Origin of the sequence: Pseudomonas endophytica (genome assembly GCF_001411475.1) — a bacterium.
Lineage (GTDB): Bacteria > Pseudomonadota > Gammaproteobacteria > Pseudomonadales > Pseudomonadaceae > Aquipseudomonas > Aquipseudomonas endophytica.
In genome coordinates, this window is record NZ_LLWH01000215.1 from 1 (window position 1) to 20,866 (window position 20,866).

The 20,866-nt window shown below is 56.7% G+C and carries 18 protein-coding genes and 1 pseudogene; 8 read left to right on the forward strand and 11 right to left on the reverse strand.

The features are described 5' to 3' along the window. A pseudogene (gene gbcA, locus AQS70_RS20295) lies at positions 1-395 on the forward strand (glycine-betaine demethylase subunit GbcA); the annotation flags it as partial. A gap of 559 nt (positions 396-954) precedes the next feature. Here the strand turns inward: gbcA and etfB are convergent. The 6 genes from etfB to AQS70_RS20325 all read right to left on the reverse strand — a co-directional run bounded on the left by etfB (position 955) and on the right by AQS70_RS20325 (position 8,683). Further along, positions 955-1,725 carry an electron transfer flavoprotein subunit beta gene (gene etfB, locus AQS70_RS20300; RefSeq protein WP_055104531.1) on the reverse strand — a complete coding sequence of 257 codons (771 nt, stop codon included), beginning with the start codon at positions 1,723-1,725 and terminating at the stop codon, positions 955-957. 21 nt (positions 1,726-1,746) lie between these two features. Then, a complete protein-coding gene (gene etfA / locus AQS70_RS20305) occupies positions 1,747-2,958 on the reverse strand; it encodes an electron transfer flavoprotein subunit alpha (RefSeq protein WP_055104532.1) in 1,212 nt (403 codons plus the stop codon). Beyond that, on the reverse strand, positions 2,955-4,898 hold the full coding sequence (dgcB, locus tag AQS70_RS20310) for a dimethylglycine demethylation protein DgcB (RefSeq protein WP_055104533.1): 1,944 nt from the start codon (positions 4,896-4,898) through the stop codon (positions 2,955-2,957). Before dgcB ends, etfA begins: the two co-directional genes overlap by 4 nt. 113 nt (positions 4,899-5,011) lie before the next feature. Beyond that, entirely contained in the window at positions 5,012-7,072 is a 2,061-nt protein-coding gene (dgcA, locus tag AQS70_RS20315; protein WP_055104534.1) for a dimethylglycine demethylation protein DgcA, read from the reverse strand. A 15-nt stretch (positions 7,073-7,087) separates the two neighbouring features. Further along, a complete protein-coding gene (locus tag AQS70_RS20320; protein ID WP_055104535.1) occupies positions 7,088-7,618 on the reverse strand; it encodes a DUF5943 domain-containing protein in 531 nt (176 codons plus the stop codon). Positions 7,619-7,705: 87 nt separating this feature from the next. Then, positions 7,706-8,683 (reverse strand): dipeptidase, encoded by a 978-nt coding sequence (locus AQS70_RS20325; protein ID WP_055104536.1) that lies wholly within the window; start codon positions 8,681-8,683, stop codon positions 7,706-7,708. 228 nt (positions 8,684-8,911) lie between these two features. Here AQS70_RS20325 and AQS70_RS20330 point away from each other — a divergent pair, with 228 nt between their 5' ends. Next, positions 8,912-9,313 (forward strand): lysozyme inhibitor LprI family protein, encoded by a 402-nt coding sequence (locus tag AQS70_RS20330; RefSeq protein ID WP_055104537.1) that lies wholly within the window; start codon positions 8,912-8,914, stop codon positions 9,311-9,313. A 57-nt stretch (positions 9,314-9,370) separates the two neighbouring features. On the opposite strand, the gene AQS70_RS20335 is transcribed toward AQS70_RS20330, so the two are convergent. Next, the gene (locus tag AQS70_RS20335) at positions 9,371-9,688 is read right to left on the reverse strand and encodes a hypothetical protein (protein ID WP_055104538.1); all 318 of its coding nucleotides are present in this window, start codon (positions 9,686-9,688) and stop codon (positions 9,371-9,373) included. A gap of 171 nt (positions 9,689-9,859) precedes the next feature. Between AQS70_RS20335 and AQS70_RS20340 the strand changes: the two genes are divergently transcribed. After that, complete coding sequence (locus AQS70_RS20340; protein ID WP_055104539.1) at positions 9,860-10,276, forward strand: DUF3010 family protein; 417 nt, start codon at positions 9,860-9,862, stop codon at positions 10,274-10,276. Positions 10,277-10,524: 248 nt separating this feature from the next. Then, entirely contained in the window at positions 10,525-10,779 is a 255-nt protein-coding gene (locus tag AQS70_RS20345) for a hypothetical protein (RefSeq protein WP_055104540.1), read from the forward strand. A gap of 257 nt (positions 10,780-11,036) precedes the next feature. Here the strand turns inward: AQS70_RS20345 and gbdR are convergent, their stop codons facing one another. Next, on the reverse strand, positions 11,037-12,140 hold the full coding sequence (gene gbdR, locus AQS70_RS20350) for a choline metabolism transcriptional regulator GbdR (protein ID WP_055104541.1): 1,104 nt from the start codon (positions 12,138-12,140) through the stop codon (positions 11,037-11,039). Positions 12,141-12,847: 707 nt separating this feature from the next. Here gbdR and AQS70_RS20355 point away from each other — a divergent pair. After that, positions 12,848-13,195 (forward strand): DUF6124 family protein, encoded by a 348-nt coding sequence (locus AQS70_RS20355; RefSeq protein ID WP_055104542.1) that lies wholly within the window; start codon positions 12,848-12,850, stop codon positions 13,193-13,195. Positions 13,196-13,260: 65 nt separating this feature from the next. Here the strand turns inward: AQS70_RS20355 and AQS70_RS20360 are convergent, their stop codons facing one another. Further along, on the reverse strand, positions 13,261-14,361 hold the full coding sequence (locus tag AQS70_RS20360; RefSeq protein ID WP_055104543.1) for an RHS repeat-associated core domain-containing protein: 1,101 nt from the start codon (positions 14,359-14,361) through the stop codon (positions 13,261-13,263). 120 nt (positions 14,362-14,481) lie between these two features. Beyond that, positions 14,482-15,858: an L-serine ammonia-lyase gene (locus AQS70_RS20365; protein ID WP_055104544.1), complete on the reverse strand. Its 1,377-nt coding sequence runs from the start codon at positions 15,856-15,858 to the stop codon at positions 14,482-14,484. Between the two features lie 417 nt (positions 15,859-16,275). Here AQS70_RS20365 and AQS70_RS20370 point away from each other — a divergent pair, with 417 nt between their 5' ends. The 3 genes from AQS70_RS20370 to choV are packed head-to-tail and all read left to right on the forward strand — an operon-like array spanning position 16,276 to position 19,302. Further along, positions 16,276-17,223, forward strand: coding sequence for a choline ABC transporter substrate-binding protein (locus tag AQS70_RS20370; protein WP_055104545.1), 948 nt, complete (start codon positions 16,276-16,278; stop codon positions 17,221-17,223). A gap of 58 nt (positions 17,224-17,281) precedes the next feature. Beyond that, entirely contained in the window at positions 17,282-18,127 is an 846-nt protein-coding gene (gene choW, locus AQS70_RS20375) for a choline ABC transporter permease subunit (protein ID WP_055104548.1), read from the forward strand. Beyond that, positions 18,124-19,302 carry a choline ABC transporter ATP-binding protein gene (gene choV, locus AQS70_RS20380; protein ID WP_055104546.1) on the forward strand — a complete coding sequence of 393 codons (1,179 nt, stop codon included), beginning with the start codon at positions 18,124-18,126 and terminating at the stop codon, positions 19,300-19,302. The genes choW and choV overlap by 4 nt, the downstream gene beginning before the upstream one ends. A gap of 137 nt (positions 19,303-19,439) precedes the next feature. On the opposite strand, the gene AQS70_RS20385 is transcribed toward choV, so the two are convergent. Next, on the reverse strand, positions 19,440-20,866 hold a 1,427-nt coding region (locus tag AQS70_RS20385; RefSeq protein WP_055104547.1), incomplete at its 5' end, for a BCCT family transporter.

A 20,866-nucleotide genomic window follows, 5' to 3' on the forward strand; every position in this document is an offset into this window, starting at 1 on the left:
TCAAAAACCCGGACTTAGGCTCGATGCGTATCCTGCACCTGCCGCACTCTTGGAACCACTGCATGGGCGATCACATCATCGTCTTTACGGTGTGGCCGATCAGCGCTCAAGAAACCGTGGTCACCACCAAATGGCTGGTCCACAAAGACGCAGTCGAAGGCGTGGACTACGACGTAGAACGCATGCGTAAGGTGTGGGACGCCACTAACGACCAAGATCGTCGTCTGGCCGAAGAGAACCAACGCGGTATCAACTCCACCGCCTACCAGCCGGGGCCGTACTCCAAGACTTATGAGTTTGGGGTGGTCAACTTTGTGGACTGGTACAGCGAACGCCTGCTGAACAACCTCGGCGCAGCGCCGGCGCCGTACCTCAAAGGCATGGCCGCGCAGTAACTCCCCCCTGCTTGCTCGCGATCTTTTGACCTTTAAAAGATCGCAGCCTTCGTCTTCGTGCATACACCAACGCAGCCTCGTAGGAGCTGCCGAAGGCTGCGATCTTTTGATCTTTAAAAGATCGCGAGCAAGCTCGCTCCTACAAGGGCAGGTTGTTTTTTGATGCTGTGTAATCAAAGGCGTGCAGACCTTCACCAACATCTTATCCACAGTCACACCCACAGCAATTGTGGGGAAGTGAGTAAGTTATCCCGAAAAGCACAATTGGTTAATTTTTGATCAATTCACTGTAAGCCTTATACAGCGCGTCCTGTAGACAATCGCGAACACGTTATCCACATATCCGCCAACAGAGAATGTGCGCAACTTATGCACTGCCCTACTCCACTGTGGAAAACCCCGTGAACCTGCCGTTATTCAAGGGTTTAAGGGGCTATCAGTGGATAAACAGGCTATTTGACTGTTTTTTGATCAGAAGCCTGAAAGGCACGCTCCATATAGCGCTTAGCCGATAGCAAACAACTTATCCACACAAGCGCTAACAGACTTTGTGGGCAACTCAGCGCACTACGCCTTCTTCGATTAATAACTTCAAAATGGCCTGCGCGCCGTCTTCTGCGCTGACACCTTTGAGCACTTGGCCCGAGCCACCGGCCGCCTTGGCCGTGGCCGCTTTCATGCGGTCGGCGCCACTTTTGGCTTTGATCACTTTTAAGCGCTTGGGCCGGGGTTTGGCGGTTTGGAAAAGGCCCCGTGTGGATAAGTCATCCTCCAGCACTTCAACCTCTTGTGCGCCGATCTGCCCGCGTGTTGCCGGGCCATACGCGCTTTGACGGGGTTTAGGGGCGGCGTTATCCACAGTGGCCATAAACGGCAGGCGCACTTTTAAGCGACGACGCTGGCCGCGAGGTAACGCTTGCAGCACGGTGGCGATACCGTTGTGGATAGTTTCGATCTGCGCCACGCCCACCAACAGCGGCCAGCCCAGTTGCTCAGCCAGCAGATACGGGAGCATGCCCGAGCCTTCGCCCGTTTCAGCTTGGCTACCGGCGAGGACCAGTTGTACGCCGGACTCGCGCAAATAATCGCGCAACATAGGCACCGCGTCGCTGCCTTCGGGCTGTTCCAAGACATGCAGTTCGTCCAGCCCCATGCCCAAATAAGCGCGCAAGGCCGGTTCGTGGGGGTTGCCAGCGTGCAGCACATGCAGGTTATCCCCAGCCAGTTGCAAGCCCAGTTCTACGGCGCGAGCGTCATGCTCAGCACGGCGGGCACGGCCCGAAGCCGGGTGAGCGCCGATTGAAACCAGTGCGACGGTGGCAATGCTCATACACATATCTCCTACAGGCGCTTAGGCGGCGCTTTGTTTCGCGCCTTGGCGCCAGTTATCAACAGCCACGATCAACGCGTGGAGTACCGCCGTGCCATCACCAATCACCGACAGGTCCGCACGTTTAATCATGTCGCAGGCCGGGTCCAGATTGATCGCCACCACTTTGTCGCAGGCGCCAATGCCTTGTAAGTGCTGGATCGCACCGCTGATCCCGACCGCCACATAGACCCGTGCGGTGACCCACGTCCCACTGGCGCCCACTTGCCGCTCGCGACCCATGAAGCCGTCGTCCACCGCCACCCGTGACGCGCCTTCTGTTGCGCCCAAGGCCGTGGCGGCCTTGTGGAAAAGCCCCCAGTCCTTAATCCCATTGCCACCACTGAGGATAAACTCCGCCTCGGCCATGGGGATGGCAGCGGGGTCAACGTCCACCGCGCCCAAATCTTCGATTCTCGGTAAGCACGGCACCACGGCTGTGGATAACTGCACTTCGAGTGCTTCATGCCGGGTTTCACTCACCGGTTCGGCGCATTCCACCGCTGCCAGCATCAAGCGCGGGGCCGGTTGCACCACGTCTTGCAGCCCAGCCCCGGCGCGGCCCACACACTGCCCGTCTTTGACTTGCCAGACCCGGGTTGCCGGGCGCTCACCTATGCTGGCCGCCAAACGCCGCCCCAGCTCTCCCCCTCCGGTACGACTGTCGGGTAACAACCAATGACGCGGCGTGAATTGGTTATCCACAGCACGCAGGCCCAGCACCTGTTGCTCCGGTGCATAACCTTGGCCATCGAGCCTTAACAGGCGATCAACGCCTGCCGTGGCAAAACCGGTTTCTTTGGGCTCGCCGAACACCACCGCCAACACCGCGCCGTCGGCGCCAGCCAGTTGATGAGCGAGGCCCAAGAGGTCGCGGTCATGGCTGCTCAAGCGGCCACCGACCATGTCGGGCACCACCGCGATGTAGAACGCAGGCGCCGCCACCTGATGCAATGGCAATTGCACCTCAACGCTCGCGGAGCGCTTGCTCCCAGCGCCTTGCTGCACGCCACTGCGGTCAATCCGTTTAAGGCCGTTGAGGCCAATAAAACCAACGCCATGAACGTTTTTACGCAACACGCCGTTCGGCCCCATCCAGCTCTGTTGGCTGGGCTGCATGGCCGCGTGCAAAGGGTGCAGACGGTTGCGGGCGATCCACTCGGCCCGCGGATCGCGGCGGATAATGTCACTCATGCTGTCACCTCCAGAGCCGCACGCTGCGGGGTTTTGACCGGCGCCGCCGGTTCAATCAACGCATCGGCCACCAGTTCAGCGATGTCTTTGACCAATGGCCGAGGTTCCACCACGCCCTCCAGCATCGCCGTGCATTGCGGGCAACCCACCGCCACGCGCTCAGCACCGGTTTCGCGAATGTCGTCCATGCGCATGTCGGGGATCCGCTGCTTACCGGGGATGTCTGTAATCGGCGCGCCACCGCCGCCGCCGCAACAACGCGAACGAAAGCCCGAGCGCTGCATCTCTTTGACTTCAAGGCCCAACGCACGCAATACCGCACGCGGCGCCTCGTATTCGCCGTTGTAGCGGCCCAGGTAGCACGGGTCGTGATAGGTCACGCTGCCGCCGGTGTCGGCACTCACGTTGACCTGCCCAGCCGTCAGTAACTCGGCCAAGTAAGTGCTGTGATGCTGCACGTGGTAATTGCCGCCCAACGCCGAGTACTCGTTTTTAAGCACATGAAAGCTGTGTGGATCGCAGGTCACGATGCGTTGGAACTGGTAGCTGGCCAATGTTTGGATGTTGCGTTTGGCCAATGCCTGAAACGTCGCTTCGTCGCCTAATCGGCGGGCCACGTCGCCGCTGTCACGCTCTTCAAGTCCCAACACGGCAAAGTTGATCTTGGCCGCTTTGAGGACTTTGACAAAGGCGCGCAAGGTGCGCTGGTTGCGCATATCGAAAGCACCGTCACCGACCCAGAACAGCACGTCTACCGAAGGCTTGTCGCGCATCACGTCGAGGTTCAAATCGGCAGCCCAGTTCATCCGCCCACCGGGTGCAAACCCGCCGGGGTTATCGGTCGCAATCAGGTTGTCGAGTACCTGAGCTCCGTTGTTCGGGGTCGCGCCTTTTTCCAGTGTCAGAAAGCGGCGCATGTCGACGATGGCGTCGACGTGTTCGATCATCATCGGGCACTCTTCAACGCAGGCACGGCAGGTGGTGCACGACCATAGGGTGTCAGCGTCGACCAAGCCGTTGACGATCGGTTGATGTGGATTACCCGCATGCTCGCCAATCGGTTTGCCAGGGTATGGGCTACCGGCGAAGTGGGCGTCAGTGCCCCCCGCGAGCCCGACGACCATGTCTTGAATGAGTTTTTTCGGGTTTAGCGGTTGGCCTGCGGCGAAGGCCGGGCACGCCGCTTCGCACTTGCCGCACTGCACGCAGGCGTCAAAACCGAGCAGTTGGTTCCAGGTGAAATCTTTGGGTTTTTCTACCCCCAATGGCGCGCTGCGGTCGTCTAGGTTGAGGGCTTTCAAACCGGTCGAGCGGCCACCGCCAAAGCGTTCGGCACGCCGGTGCCAAGCCAAGTGCAGCGCCCCGGCAAAGGCGTGTTTCATCGGCCCGCCCCACGTCATGCCCAAGAATAGTTCCGACACGCCCCATGCCACGCCAATCGCCAACAAGGCTGCCAAGACCCAGCCGCCAGCACTGGCTGGCAATAACCCAGCGACCGGCAAGGTGAGGATAAAAAAGCTCAGCGAAAACACCAGCAGGCCTTTCGGTAGGCGCATCCACGGGCCTTTGGACAGGCGGCTCGGTGGGTTCAGTCGGCGTTTAAAGACAAACAGCGCCCCGATAAACATCACTACCGTGGCCACCAGTAGGGCGTAACCGAGGAGGCGGTTGTGCAGGCCAAAACCATGCACCAGAATCGCCAACACGGCGGCCAACACAAAGCCGCCTGCGGTGGCGACGTGGGTGTTGGCCATGTATTTATCGCGGGCCACCACGTGGTGCAGGTCGACCATGTAGCGGCGCGGCATGGCCAACAGGCCGCCGAGTAGATCGACCTTGGACGGGCGACCACGGCGCCACAGGGCCATCCGCCGCACCGCGCCGAGAACGGCCAGCGCGAGAGCGGCGAATAACAGGATGGGAAGAAGAACATTCAACATGATGAAGCTCCCAAAGACCACACCGTGTAGGCGCTGCCGAAGGCTGCGATCTTTTGATGTTAAAGATCAACAGATCGCAGCCTTCGGCAGCGCCTACGTGGGCTTTTTGCTAGTCAAAAATCCTTGCACAACCGCAGCGCGTCATAGATGGCGGCATGAACGTTGCGCTGTGCCACACAGTCGCCAATGCGAAACAGTAAGTAGCCGTCTTGCGCTTCACTTAGGCACGGCTGCGGCTGGATCGCATACAACGCTTCGACGTCGATCTGGCCCTTGTTGCGCGAGTCGGGCTTGAGCGCGTAATACAGCGTTTCATCAGGCCGCACGCCGTTTTCGATAACCACTTGGTCGACAACACGCTCTTCTTTGGCGCCGGTGTATTCGTTCTCCAGCACGGCAATTACCTTGTCGCCTTCGCGGTACACCTTCTCCAGCATCATGTCGCCGGTCATGATCACTTCTTTGGGGTACAGGCTGCGATAGTAGGTGGGGACCGAGGTACCGCCCACCGCCACGCCAGGCTTGGTGTCGTCGGTGACGATCTCGACCTGAGCCCCTTTGTCGGCCATAAAGTCGGCCACCGACATGCCGGTGAATTCGCAGATGGTGTCGTACACCAGCACGTTTTTACCCGGCGCAACGTTACCGTCCAGTACGTCCCAACTGCTGACCACCAACCCTTCGGCAGCGCCCCAGTGTTCGTTCTGCTCCACAAACGGATGCCCACCCACCGCCAGCACCACGATGTCTGGACGCAGGTCGAGAATAGTCGCCACATCGGCGGCGGTGCCCAAGCGCAGGTCGACGTTCAGGCGCGCCAGTTCTAACTGAAACCAACGGGTAATACCGGCCATCTGGTCACGTTGCGGAGCTTTGGCGGCAAGGCTGATTTGCCCGCCAATCGCGTCTCTTTTCTCAAACAGGGTCACGTCATGCCCCCGTTCAGCCGCTACCCGCGCGGCTTCCATCCCGGCGGGGCCTGCACCGACCACCACCACTTTGCGTTTCGGCCCGGTACTTTTCTGAATGATGTGCGGCACGCCCATGTATTCACGGGAGGTAGCAGCGTTCTGGATGCACAGCACGTCCAACCCTTGGTACTGGCGGTCGATGCAATAGTTGGCGCCCACGCATTGTTTGATCTGATCGACCTGGCCCATTTTGATTTTGGCGATCAAGTGCGGGTCGGCGATGTGGGCGCGGGTCATGCCGACCATGTCGACATAGCCGCCTTCCAGAATTCGTGTGGCTTGGTTCGGGTCTTTGATGTTTTGCGCGTGCAGCACCGGCGCCTTGACCACTTCTTTGATCCCGGCGGCCAAATGCAGAAACGGCTCCGGCGGGTAGCTCATGTTCGGGATGACGTTGGCCAAGGTGTTGTGGGTATCACAGCCCGAGCCGACTACGCCGATAAAGTCGAGCATGCCGGTGTCGTCGTAATACTTGGCAATTTGTTTCATGTCCTCGTGGCTCAAGCCATCGGGGTGGAACTCGTCGCCGCACAAGCGAATGCCCACGCAGAAATCCGGGCCGACTTCAGCGCGCACCGCCTTGAGCACTTCCAGCCCAAAGCGCATGCGGTTTTCAAAGCTGCCGCCCCACTCATCGGTTCGCTTGTTAACCCGTGGGCTCCAGAACTGGTCGATCATGTGCTGGTGCACCGCCGACAGCTCTACGCCATCAAGCCCACCTTTTTTGGCGCGCCCCGCGGCACTGGCATAGTTGCCGATGATGCGCCAAATCTCTTCCGGCTCAATGGTTTTACAGGTGGCACGGTGCACCGGTTCACGCACGCCTGAAGGCGACATTAAGGTCGGCCAGTTAAAGCCGTCCCAACGCGAGCGGCGGCCCATGTGGGTAATCTGGATCATGATTTTGGCGCCGTGCTTGTGCATGGCGTCGGCCAGGTTTTGAAAATGCGGGATGATGCGGTCGGTGCTCAGGTTGACCGAACTCCACCACTCCTGCGGGCTGTCGATGGCCACCACCGATGAGCCGCCACAAATCGCCAAGCCAATGCCGCCCTTGGCTTTCTCTTCGTAGTACTGCACGTAACGCTCAGTGGTCATGCCGCCATCGGTGGCGTAGACCTCCGCGTGTGCGGTGCTCAGTACGCGGTTGCGAATGGTCAGTTTGCCGATTTGAATCGGCTCAAACATTGCTTCGAACGCCATATCCCGATCCTCGACTTACAACGGCTTGACGATAAACAGGCCGTCGTCGTGGCCTTCTTCCGACCCGCTGTAGACCTGCTCAGCGACGGTGCGCAATTGGCTGCCGCGTGCTTGCAGAATCTGGTCCATGGCCCCAGCAAACCAGCCGGTAAACATGTAGTCGACCTTGCGCCCGACCTTGCCGTACACATAGACGAAGCAGGAGTGTTCGAGCTTGACCGTGGCGGTGCCTTTATCGAGGTCGATGTCTTGGATCTTGAACAGCCCCCAGCCGCGTTGCGACAGGCGTTTCATGTAGTGCTCGAACACCGCGACGCCTTCTAGGCCGTGGCACTCTGCTTCTTTTTCACACCAGTGCCAGGCTGACTTGTAACCGGCTTTGTAGAGAATTTCGGCGTAGGCGTCAGCGCCCAGCACGTCTTCGATACCGCGGTGGTTGTTGACGAAAAAATGCCGCGGCACGTAGAGCATCGGCAGCGCGTCGGAGGTCCAGACGCCAGTCTCGCTGTCGACTTCGATAGGCAATTGCGGGGCGATTTTAGCCATGGAATAAAACTCCAAAAATTCGATGTATTGACTCGATTCATGAGGTCGCTGCGCAACCCTTCACAGCCTGCTGCAGCACCTACGGGATTATTCGCCCCAGACGTCCTTGAGGACGTTGACCCAGTTTTCGCCCATGATCTTGCGCACCACGCGTTCGCTGTGGCCGCGCTTGAGTAAGGTTTCGGTGAGGTTCGGGAACTCGCCCACGGTGCGGATGCCCAGCGGGTTGATGATCTTGCCGAAGCTGGTCAGACGCCGGGCATAGCCTTTGTCGTGGGTCAGCATTTCGAAAAAGTCTTGTCCGTGGCCTTGGGTGAAGTCGGTGCCAATGCCAATCGCGTCTTCGCCCACGATATTCATTGTGTATTCGATGGCTTCGGCGTAATCGTCGACCGTTGAGTCGATACCCTTGGCCAAGAACGGCGCGAACATGGTCACGCCAACAAAGCCACCGTGGTCGGCAATGAATTTGAGTTCCGCATCAGACTTATTACGCGGGTGTTCTTTGAGGCCGGACGGCAGGCAATGCGAGTAGCAGACCGGTTTTTTCGATTCCAAGATCACCTCTTCAGAGGTCTTGGAACCTACGTGCGACAGGTCGCACATAATGCCCACTCGGTTCATTTCGCCTACCACTTCACGGCCAAAACCCGAGAGCCCGCCGTCGCGTTCATAGCAACCGGTGCCCACCAGGTTTTGCGTGTTGTAGCACATCTGCACCACGCCCACGCCGAGCTGTTTGAAGATCTCGACATAGCCCAATTGGTCTTCAAAGGCATGGGCATTCTGGAAGCCAAAGATGATCCCGGTTTTGCCCTGCTCTTTGGCGCGACGGATATCGGCCGTGGTTTTGACCGCAATCACCAAGTCGCTGTTGTCGCGGATCAGGGTTTGGCTGGCGACAATGTTATTGATCGTCGCCTGAAAACCTTCCCATACCGACACCGTACAGTTGGCAGCGGTCAGGCCGCCTTTACGCATGTCTTCGAATAACTCGCGGTTCCATTTGGCAATGATCAGCCCGTCGATAACGATGCTGTCTGCGTGCAACTCGGCTGGGCTCATCAGGCGTCCCCTTATAGGCGATTGCTGCGCCGAATCGTCTGCCGGCGCTTTGGGCCCAGCATAGGCTTGGGGTTAAAAACAGCCGGGTGCAAAAGCGACAGCGCAATTGCAGAAAGCGTCAATCCACGACAAAGCGCTCTTGGTCTAAAGCTTCGCAGATGAACCGTGGCTGTCATTTGCGCGGCGCATCAGCCAGAATCCGCCTCAACTATGGATTAGGAAGCCGCAATGAAATCGATTCTCCTGGCCTTGGCGTTGATCTCCAGTGGCGTGTTTGCCGCCGATGACCCCGACCACAACCCGTGCGATGCCGTTGAGAACGACCAGCAAACGCTGGCCTGTTCGGTGTTCAGCAGGCAGTCCGCAGAGCAATTGTTGGCCGAAAACTTTGAAGCCTTGCAAGCGCGCATCACCTTGCTGTACGGCAGCAACCCAACCCTGCTCAACAACATCACCAGTAAAGTCAAAACGGCTCAGGCGCTGTGGTTACACCAGCGTGAAGCCGATTGTGCGATTGTGGTATTCCCGGCCAAGGCGGGCACCGAAGCGTTCAACATTGCGCAAAACGACTGCATTGCCGCGGTGAGCGATGACCGCTCGGAGTTTTTGGAATCAATCGGGCAGGAGTAAATGCGTCAAGCGAAAAGCCTTTGCAACCGCGCAAAGGCTTCGTCGGGCGAGGGGGTGTTACGCAACAACCTTAATCTCTAGCGGTGGGGAGGTCTCACCGTCGGCAACATAGGTAACCGTTGCCGTTTTATTCTCAAAGTTGTTGTACCAATCTCGTGTTAAAGGGATTGCAATCGGCTTTCCGTCAGCAGCAGTACCCTTACCATGCCGTTCATGCTTATCAATCTTGAAATAGGCAGTCGCTTCCTTGCCATTTGCCAGCCCCGTAATGACAACAAATACTTCTTGATGATTCTTGATAGAAATTTCTTTGAGCTCTGTACCGAGAGGGCCTTGAACTGTTGGCGGCTGCAGTGCTTTCTTCGTAGTGCTCATATTCATACATCCTGTGGTTATGGCAGTTAAATGCATCACTGAACAACAAAGTCATGGCGGTAGTCCATGCTCTGAGCAAGATCACTTATGCGCGCACGTTGGGCATTTGAATACTGGTAGAAATAACAGTTCTGATCACTGACACACGTTTTTATTAAATTCAGGCCACTTATGACTATTTGCGGTATCGAAATCAAAGGCAGTGAAGCCATTTTCGCCCTGGCCACCCAAGGGGATCACGGCCTCGAACACGTGGTGACCGCCACTAAAAAGATGGCCCTCGACGATGATGAAGAAGCGATCAACGTCAAAGCCTTCGCCACCCAAATTGCCGCCTTTGTGAAGGCCAACGCCATCACCCGCATTGCGATCAAAAAACGCAGCAAAAAGGGTGAGTTCGCGGGCGGCCCCACCACCTTTAAAATCGAAGGCATCCTCCAGTTACTCGACGGCTGCGAGGTGCAGTTGTTATCCCCGCAAACCCTCAACGCACAGTTCAAAAAGCACGCGTTCGGGCTACCTGCCTCGCTAAACAAATATCAGCACGAAGCCTACAAAGCCGCCTGCGCGGCGCTGCTCAAGGGTTAAACCGCATACACAAAAAAGCCCCGAAGCTGCCGTGATAGCTCCGGGGCCAATGGTGTGAGATGCCGTGACGGTGACCAAACCTTAGGCAGTGTTACTGAACCCAGTGTGCCCGACCCCATGTGCAGGTACTTAGCCAAAAACGACCTGTTCTTAAGCATGCAAGACATCCCGTCACAGCCTGCTTGCCCCTTTGTGGATGCCCTACCAGAATCAAGCTTTGGTCACCTCTCTGTGAAAGGATAAAAAGCATGATGCACGCAGATTTGATTGATGAGCAGGACCTGCTGAGCCAACTGCGATCGCTGGGCTTTGAAGTCTCAGGTAGCGCCGAACAAGCCTGCTCCGCGGCGGTGTGCGGCCTCAACGAAAGCAATGCGCGCGCGCTCAAGGGCTTGGTTGAAAAACTCTACACTGGCCCCGCAACCATCTTGCCTGCGGTACGTCAGGCCATTGATCAGCAATTGCTGCCGGGGTTGGCGCAATTCAAACAGAGCCAAGCTTAACCGTACCCTCCCGACTCACGACGCGCCAGACAACACGCGTAGGAGCTGTCGCAGGCTGCGATCTTTTGACCTTAAACATCTAAAGATCGCAGCCTGCGGCAGCTCCTACTGGGGTTATCGGGTTACACCCTCACGCTGGCAAAAGTCGACTCATGACGCGCCAGCCAACACGCGTAGGAGCTGCCGGAGGCTGCGATCTTTTGACCTTAAACATCTAAAGATCGCAGCCTGCGGCGGTTCCTACAGGGGTTATCGGGTTACACCCTCACGCTGGCAAAAGTCGACTCATGACGCGCCTGATGCAGCGCCGCCATCGGCCCAGCCAACGGATTGAGCAACAGCGACTCTGGAATCGGCACCAAGGTGGTGTGTTGCGCCGTGTTAGAGCCCACACGCTCATCACGTGGCGGAATACCAAAGTACTCGCGGTAACACTTAGAGAAATGTGGCGTCGACACGAACCCACACACCGCCGCCACTTCGATAATCGACATAGGCGTTTGTTTAAGTAACTGCCGCGCCCGCACTAAGCGCAGTTTGAGGTAGTAACGCGACGGCGAGCAGTGCAGATATTTCTGGAACAAACGTTCCAGCTGACGACGAGAAACACTCACATACACCGCCAGTTCATCGAGGTCGATAGGCTCCTCAAGATTGGCTTCCATCAGCGCAACGATTTCTTGCAACTTCGGCTGGTTGGTGCCCAGCATGTGCTTGAGCGGCACGCGCTGATGGTCTTGCTCGTTACGAATACGCTCGTACACAAACATTTCAGAAATCGCCGCCGACAGTTCGCGGCCATGATCGCGGCTGATCAAATGCAGCATCATGTCCATCGGCGCCGTGCCGCCAGAGCTGGTAAAGCGGTTACGGTCAAGGGTAAACAACCGGGTACTCATAGACACCCGCGGGAAGGCTTCTTGCATCGAAGCCAAGCATTCCCAGTGCACGCTGCAATCAAAGCCATCCAGCAGCCCTGCGTAGGCCAGCGCCCAACTGCCGGTACACACGGCACCTAAGCGACGCGATTGGCGCGCTTGGCTTTGCAACCATGAAACGTGTTCACGGGTCACGGTGCGTTGAATGCCGATACCACCACAGACAATCACCATGTCCAACGCCGGGGCCTTGTGCATGCTGGCATCGGGGGTAATTTGCAAGCCATCACTGGCCCACACTTGGCTACCGTCAGCGCTTAAAGTACTCCAGCGATACAACTCTCGGCCCGACAACTGATTGGCCATGCGCAATGGCTCTATCGCAGACGCCAATGAAATGAGTGTGAAATTATCCAGTAGCAAAAGGCCAATGGATTGAGGCGCACGGTTCTGGGGTTGGGCCCCGGAGTTGAACGACGTCATACAGTATCTCCTCACACAAAGCGGGTGATGGCCCCAGGCGCAGGCTCTTGTTATGGCCCGTGGTCTACAGGGGCTTTACCCTCTCAATGCAAATGCCGCGCCTAAACTTGAATGGCTATTCAACAATGTCTGAAAACGACGTCGCAATGCGTCTAGGTGGGTCGTGGCGCACGGCTTATTTAACGCCGCCTAATCGCATGCGACGCCAGGCGGGCAACGCCGTTGAGCAAATCCGTAGCACTTGTGGGAAGTACGCCGTAGCACCCCGTGTCACCAAAAGCACAGATGAGGGAATGTGCGCTGAAAGGAGGCGGTGTGCGCTGTAATCGGGCAGGCTTAGCTATAAGTCACTGGGGCATAATTAAAATCAACTTCCATACCCGGCTTACATCGCTGAGCAGTAGTGACATCTTTAAAAGAGTCAGTCCCGGCTGGCACCATTGGTTTTCTGATCATTTGCATATCAGCCTTTTCGTACGACTCTTCCGTTTCAATCCCAAGACACTTCCGAGAAAACCCTGTTCGCTTGCGCCTGCTCAATTCGGGGAATAGTCTCGACCGTCGCTGCAAAAACAGCCGTCGAGTTTAGTCATTCGGTTATAGGTTCGGCGCAAAGCGCCACCTCTGCGAGGCGTTTTTTACGGCCTACGTTTAGGGTGACCGTGCGCAGGGGGATAGCTCCTTTAAATATGTTCGGAGTTCTAACAATGAAAAAAACAATCCCCGATCCACTTGCCTTACCCCCCGATGTCGCTGAGTGTTCTTCAGCGTTATTGGACCGTGCCGCGGCCAATCGCGCGCTTGATTACTACCTGCAAGACCATAAGCCTCCCCGGCAGGTAGGTCTGGCCACGTATGCCATACCGGACAATCTCAATTTAGAAGCATCTTTGGCCCAAGCGTCAGACTTGTTGCGCTGTATGGTTGCTTCGGCGAGTGAGGCGGGCAATGGCTTATGCGGGAAGCAGCGCGATGTAGTGTTGTCGATTGTGCACTTGGCGGAGCTGGCCAAGGCGTATGTCGATAAATCGCTGGACAGTTTAATTTCGCACTAAAGCGGCACGCGCCTGAGTGTAAGCAGGCGCGTTAATAACGTGGAATCGTGAGTAGCACGTTTCTATCAAGGCGAAAATCTCACTGGATTAAATAGATAACTAGGATGCCCCTCTCTAATAAGAGCCGCTCTATCACGCACTACTCGCTGAGTCCGGAACTCACCCATTACCGTGTAATCAGGATGTTTTTCAATGCTGGCTAATATTTTCTCTGGAGCCATGCCATACACTTCCCCAAGGTATCCTTTCGTCATTAAATTAGTTTCCTTCGCAACTATGCTTGCAAAAGATTTTTCTGCAAAGTTCCCCGAGTAACACATAGCTAAATGTATTTCTCTCACCCCTTCTAGGTATCCGCGATCAGTTAATGAGCGAGCTACTTCATGCGCAGTCATAAATCCATTTCCAGACTTTAATAACGCCATTTTATGACCACCATCTGACTTAGTCAGTGCGCCATGCGCCATAACCACTAACGTCGTAAACTTTCCCTCTGTGTCTTGTTGAAGCGCAGTATAAGCGTCTTCAGAGAGCAGTCTTAGTTCCTTTAAGTTTTCATAATCTGCCGACATACTACCGCGTTTATACGCTGCATGGCTCAGCGATGATTTTTGGCCATTTTTAAAAATCCAACTCTTAAAGGCACGCCCAAAGGCACGCCAAAAATGCCCGCTGGGATCAACCCGATTAACCGAGTCGCCCCCTGCATATCCATAACTGTTTATCCCGCCACGCCCAAACGGACTCCAACTGTCCGGGCTATTAAAGCGCATCAGTACCGGATTAAACGCCCGGTACCCATTGCCCAATAAATAATGCCCCGTCATCGAATCAGCCCGCTCGCCGTTAAAGCCCAGCAAACTGGATAACCCACTTTCAGATGGACGATGGCCATAAACGTTATAGGCGAGGGACTGTTGACCCGTGGTACTCACCCTTTGCAGAACTGAACGCTGTAGGTCTGTGGCCAACAGGGTACTGTGGCCGGTTGCGGCTTCAAGTCGACGCTCAGCCAATAACTGGTCGCCCTGTTGAAACACACTGTGTTGTACCGCGCCCTGGATCTCGGTCGCCAATCGGGCTTTGTTGTAGAAGCGCTGGCTGCCTGCAACGCTTATTAAACGACCCAGTGGATCGTAGCGGTAGTCGATGGGCGTGCGAGGCATATCAGATCCAAAGGAGGGTGACTGCCCTTACTTTGCGCCTAGCCCGACCCACTGCCTACTAGCAGTTCTGATAGGTAAGAGCCGATCAAAAGATCGCGAGCAAGGTGTGTTGCCGCTGAATTAGCATTCCACCGCACTCACCGCCAAGCCGCCGCGTGAGGTTTCTTTGTATTTGTCGTGCATGTCGGCACCGGTGTCGCGCATGGTACGGATCACCCGGTCGAGCGAGATAAAGTGCTGGCCATCACCACGCAAGGCCATTTGCGCGGCATTAATGGCCTTGACCGCCGCAATAGCGTTGCGTTCGATGCACGGCACTTGCACCAGCCCACCTACCGGGTCGCAGGTGAGGCCCAGATTGTGTTCTAGGCCAATCTCCGCGGCGTTGCACAGTTGCTCAGGCGTGGCGCCGAGGATTTGCGCCAGCCCCGCAGCGGCCATGGCGCAGGCCGAGCCGACTTCGCCTTGGCAACCCACTTCGGCGCCCGAAATCGAGGCGTTCTTTTTACACAAAATACCTATCGCCGCCGCGCTTAATAAGTAGTCGACCACATTGGCTTCGCTGACTTCGTCGCTGAATTTCATAAAGTAATGCAGCACCGCCGGGATGATGCCCGCCGCGCCGTTGGTGGGCGCGGTGACCATGCGCCCGCCTGCGGCGTTTTCTTCGTTGACCGCCAAGGCAAACAGGTTGACCCACTCCATGGCGCTTAAGGTGGAGCCGATGACGTTGGGCTTACCCAACTCTTGCAAGCTGCGGTGCAGGCGCGCCGCACGCCGACGCACGTTTAAGCCACCGGGCAAGATGCCTTCGTGTTTTAAGCCGTGTTCGACGCAGTCTTGCATGGCGCGCCAGAGCGTCATCAGGCCGCAGCGGATTTCATCTTCGCTGCGCCACACCCGCTCGTTGGCCATCATCAAGGCAGCAACGCTCAGGTGATGCTCGCGGCACAGGTTGAGCAGTTCGACCGCACTGCCAAAGTCATACGGCAGTTGGCTGCGGTCCATGTCCAACACCCCGCTGGCCGCTTGCGCTGCATCCACGACAAAACCACCGCCCACCGAGTAATAGGTGTCACGGTGCAACTCGCCTTGCTCAGTTTCGGCCACTAGGGTCATGGCGTTGGGATGGAACGGCAGGTTTTCGTCGAGCAGGCGCATGTCGCGCGACCACACGAACGGGATCGGCCGTTTGCCATCCAGTAGCAGCGTCTGGCTGTCGCGCAGGGCCGCAATGCGCGGGGCTATCTGCGCCGGGTCGATGGCGTCTGGCCACTCCCCCATCAGGCCCATGATGACCGCCGTGTCGCTACCGTGGCCAACCCCCGTCGCCGACAACGAGCCATAGAGCTGCACTTCAATGCGTCGCACCTGTTGCAGTTGGTCGCGCTCACGCAGCCCCTGCACAAACAGCGCGGCGGCCCGCATGGGACCCACCGTGTGCGAACTGGAAGGGCCAATACCAATTTTGAACAGGTCAAACACGCTGATAGCCATGAGTACGAGCCTCGAAGTGAGTACGCGCATCATCGACGGTTTAGGTGAGTGAAAAACGTCCAGCAACGACTTGCTATTGCCTGCCAGCGCCGTCGCCGTTTTAACCGGTGCAGAGGGCTTGAACGCTCGGTTTTGAGGTGGAAAAAGTCTAGATACGACCTTGCAGGTGTCAGATACGACCCTGCCTGTACTGGATGCGACGCCCCCTGTAGGCGTTTGATTTTGGCTGTTACATGATCAGTCTCGACTCGATTGCCAAATGCCAGGCGGCATAACCCAGCGGCAACTAGATCGAAAACTGCCCCCAGACATCTAGTGGTTTTCATTTAAGAAGGGTGCACGACCTAAAGAAAGATCGCGAGCAAGCTCGCTCCTACACGTGAATAGCATTACCCCCAGACACCCAGGAGTCGTTCAATGAAACATTCCTCCCCCCTGCTGTTGGCTGCCTTGCTGAGTCTGCCAGTCATCACCCACGCAGCCGAACCCGCACAGTGCAGTACCGTCAACTTTTCGGATGTGGGCTGGACCGATATTTCGGTCACCACAGCGGTCACCAGCACGATCTTGGATGCGCTGGGTTACAAGACCAAAACCACCATGATTTCGGTGCCAGTGACTTACAAATCCTTGGCTGAAGGCAAGAACATGGACGTGTTTTTGGGCAACTGGATGCCCACCATGGAGAACGACATAAAGCCCTACCGCGAAGCGGGAACAGTGGAAACCGTACGCGCCAATCTGGAAAACGCCAAATACACCCTCGCCGTCCCGCAAGCGCTCTATGACAAAGGGTTAAAGGACTTTTCGGACCTGCCTAAATTCAAGAAAGAACTGGGTGGCAAGATCTACGGGATCGAACCTGGCAACGATGGCAACCGGACGATTCAAAGCATGATCGACCAGAACGCCTTTGGCCTGAAGGACGCGGGTTTCAAAGTGGTGGAGTCAAGCGAAGCCGGGATGTTGTCGCAAGTCGACCGCGCGCAAAGACGTGGCACCGACATGGTGTTTTTAGGTTGGGAACCGCACCCAATGAACACCCGTTTCAAGATGCAGTACCTCACCGGCGGTGATGCGTTTTTCGGCCCTAATTATGGCCAGGCCACCATTTATACCAACACCCGTAAGGGCTACACCGAGCAATGCCCGAACGTCGGTCAGTTGCTGAAAAATCTGGTGTTCACCCTGGACATGGAAAGCACGCTGATGGGCAACGTTCTGGACGACAAGATCAAGCCCAATGTAGCCGCTAAAGCCTGGCTTAAACAGAACCCGCAGGTACTCGAAACCTGGCTGGCGGGGGTTACCACGATGGATGGCAAGCCGGGGCTGGAGGCGGTCAAAGCTAGCTTGGCGAAGTAATCGCAGGCGCTCCTTTTGGCGCCGTTTTAACTCCACTTGCATGCGGACGTTCACTACCATGCTGATAGATCAAAAAATCCCTTTAGGCGAGTACATCGCACACTTCGTCGATTGGCTGACCCAACATGGCGCCAATACCTTCGATGCCATTGCGAGCACACTCGAAGCGATGATTCACGGCGTGACGTTTGCGCTGACATGGTTCAACCCCTTCGCGTTTATCGGATTGGTTGCCCTGTTTGCGCACATGATTCAACGCAAGTGGGGGCTCACGGTATTTGTCGCGCTGTCGTTTTTACTGATCCTGAATCTGGGGTATTGGCAAGAAACCATGGAAACCCTTGCGCAGGTGGTATTTGCCACGTTTGTGTGCGTGATCATCGGCGTGCCGTTGGGCATTGTGGCCGCGCACAAACCAGCGGTTTATACCTGCATGCGCCCGGTACTGGACTTGATGCAGACCGTGCCAACGTTTGTGTATTTGATCCCGACCCTGACCCTGTTTGGCTTGGGCGTGGTGCCGGGGCTGATCTCGACGGTGGTGTTTGCGATTGCCGCGCCGATCCGCCTGACCTATCTAGGTATTCGTGACGTGCCCCATGAACTGCTGGATGCCGGCAAGGCTTTTGGTTGTTCGCGTCGCCAGTTACTGACCCGTATTGAGCTGCCACACGCCATGCCGAGCATCGCGGCGGGGATTACCCAATGCATCATGCTGTCGCTGTCGATGGTGGTCATTGCCGCCTTGGTGGGCGCTGATGGCTTGGGCAAACCGGTAGTTAACGCCTTGAACACCGCCGACATTGCGTTGGGTTTTGAAGCCGGGCTGGCGATTGTGTTGCTGGCGATCATGCTTGATCGGATCTGCAAACAGCCGGACGCCAAGAAAGGAACTGACGCATGAGCATTATTCGCTTCGATAAGGTTGACGTTATCTTCGCCAAAAAACCGCGGGAGGCGTTGAGGTTGCTAGACGAAGGTCTTTCGCGGGATCAAATTCTGAAAAAAACCGGGCAGATTGTCGGCGTTGAAAAAGCCAGCCTGGACATCGACAAAGGCGAGATTTGCGTACTCATGGGGTTGTCCGGCTCGGGCAAGTCCAGCCTGCTGCGCTGCATCAACGGGCTGAACACCGTGAGCCGTGGTCAGTTATTTGTGGAGCATGAAGGCAAGCAAATCGACATTGCCTCTTGCAGCCCCGCCGAACTGAAAATGATGCGCACCAAGCGCATTGCGATGGTGTTTCAAAAGTTTGCCCTCATGCCGTGGCTCACCGTGCGTGAAAACATCAGCTTTGGTTTGGAAATGCAGGGCCGCCCCGAAAAAGAACGCAAGACGCTGGTGGATGAAAAGCTTGAGCTGGTGGGGCTGACTCAATGGCGCAATAAAAAGCCCGACGAGTTGAGCGGCGGTATGCAGCAACGCGTCGGCTTAGCACGGGCGTTGGCAATGGACGCCGATATTTTGCTGATGGACGAGCCGTTTTCAGCGCTTGATCCGCTAATTCGCCAAGGCTTGCAAGACGAGTTGCTAGAACTGCAACGCAAGCTGAGCAAGACCATTGTGTTTGTCAGCCACGACCTAGATGAGGCACTGAAACTGGGCAGCCGCATCGCCATCATGAAAGACGGCAAGATCATTCAATACAGCAAACCTGAAGAAATCGTCCTTAACCCGGCGGATGAATACGTGCGCACCTTTGTGGCGCATACCAACCCGCTGAACGTGTTGTGTGGGCGCAGCCTGATGCGCACGCTGGACAACTGCAAACGCATTAACGGCTCGGTGTGCATCGATCCGGGGGATGACTCGTGGATTGATCTGGCCGAAGGCAACACCATCAAAGGTGTGCGTAATGGTGCAGGTGCGGTGGACTTTCAGCATTGGCAAAGCGGGCAATCGGTGGACACGTTAGGCCGCAGGCCAACGTTGGTAGATGCCGGTATCGGCATGCGTGATGCGCTACAGATTCGCTACCAAACCGGTAACAAACTGGTGCTGCACGACAACCAGAAAGTGGTAGGGATATTGGGCGATACCGAGCTGTATCACGCGCTGCTAGGCAAGAACTTAGGCTAGCTCAAAAGATCGCAGCCTTCGTGCCTCGGCAGCTCCTACAAAAGTGTCCAAAAACACTGAAAAAACGGTAGGAGCTGCCGCAGGCTGCGATCTTTTGATCTTTAACATCAAAAGCTCGCTCCTACGGGGGTGTGGGTTTAGCTATACACCCGCCCAAGGAGCTGGCGATGGCTTTCAAACTGGTCGAGCACGTCACGGCTGATTTGCTCTTGCGTAAAACCCATCAAGTCGTACTCTTGGTTGCCGTTGTGCAGGTACACCTCGGCCCGGTAGAAACGACTGCGCAAGCCGTCTTGGTCGGTCTCACTCGGCGCGGCCTGATAGCCGTCCAAGCTGACTTCGTAGACAAACGGGTTGCCTTCTTCCATGTCCACCCGCACGCCCATGCAACGCTTGGCGGCGCCCAGCAAGGTTTGGACCTGCAGCCCTTGGTTGCGCAACTGGGTGGCGGCTTCTTCCAGCGCTGGGGTCACGTGTTTGTCCATAAAGCGCTGCACCACCGCTTGGGTCGGTTGCAGGTCTTGGGTGGTCAGACGCTCGCTGAAACCGCGACGACCACGGGCCGCCAGCTCCGCTTGCTCCTGCTCAACCAAGGTGTCTTGGCGCATGGCTTTGTGCAGGCCGAACATAAACAGCACCAGCACCACCGAGAACGGCAGGCCCGCCAGCACCACCATGGTTTGCATCGCCGCAAAGTTACCGGCGAACAACAGGCCAATGGTCACCAGCGTGATCACCACCGACCAGAAAATCCGCAGCCAATGCGGCGCATCCTCGTCCACGTCGCCGCCTTTGCAGGACAGGTTGGCCATCATCACCGCACCCGAGTCCGCCGGCGTCAGGAACAACACAAAACCCACAAAGATCGACACGCCAATCACGATTTTCGACGCAGGGTAGTACTCAAGCAGTTGATAGATTGCCATCGACGGTTGTTCGAGCGCTGTTTTACCCAGCTCTACGGCACCGTGGTTAACCACCAAATCCAGTGCCGAGTTACCGAAAATAGACAGCCAAGCCAAGGTGAAGCCCAACGGAATCAACAGCACGCCCGCGACCAGCTCACGCACGCTGCGACCCCGGGAAATACGGGCGATGAACATGCCGACAAATGGCGCCCAAGAGATCCACCACGCCCAGTAGAACAGGGTCCACAGGCCCAGCCAGCCTTCAGTTTTTTGACCGTCGCCTGCGTACACGTACAAGTCGAAGGTTTTCAAGATCAGGCCGTTGAGGTAGTCACCCACGTTCTGCACAAAGCCGTTGAGCAGGTGCAAGGTCGGCCCAAACAGCAATACGAAAATCAACAAGCCGCTGAACAACACGATGTTCAGGTTGGACAGGCGACGAATACCGTTTTCAACACCCGACACCGCCGCGATGGTGGCAACGGTGCTCATCACGATAATCACGATCAGCAGGTTAGTGTTGCTGTGCTGCATGCCGAACAGGTTCTCAAGCCCCGACGACACTTGCATCGCGCCAATCCCCAGGTTGGTGACCAAGCCCAGCAGGGTCACAAACATGCCAAAGCCGTCCACCGCGTGGCCCGCCGCCCCTTTAA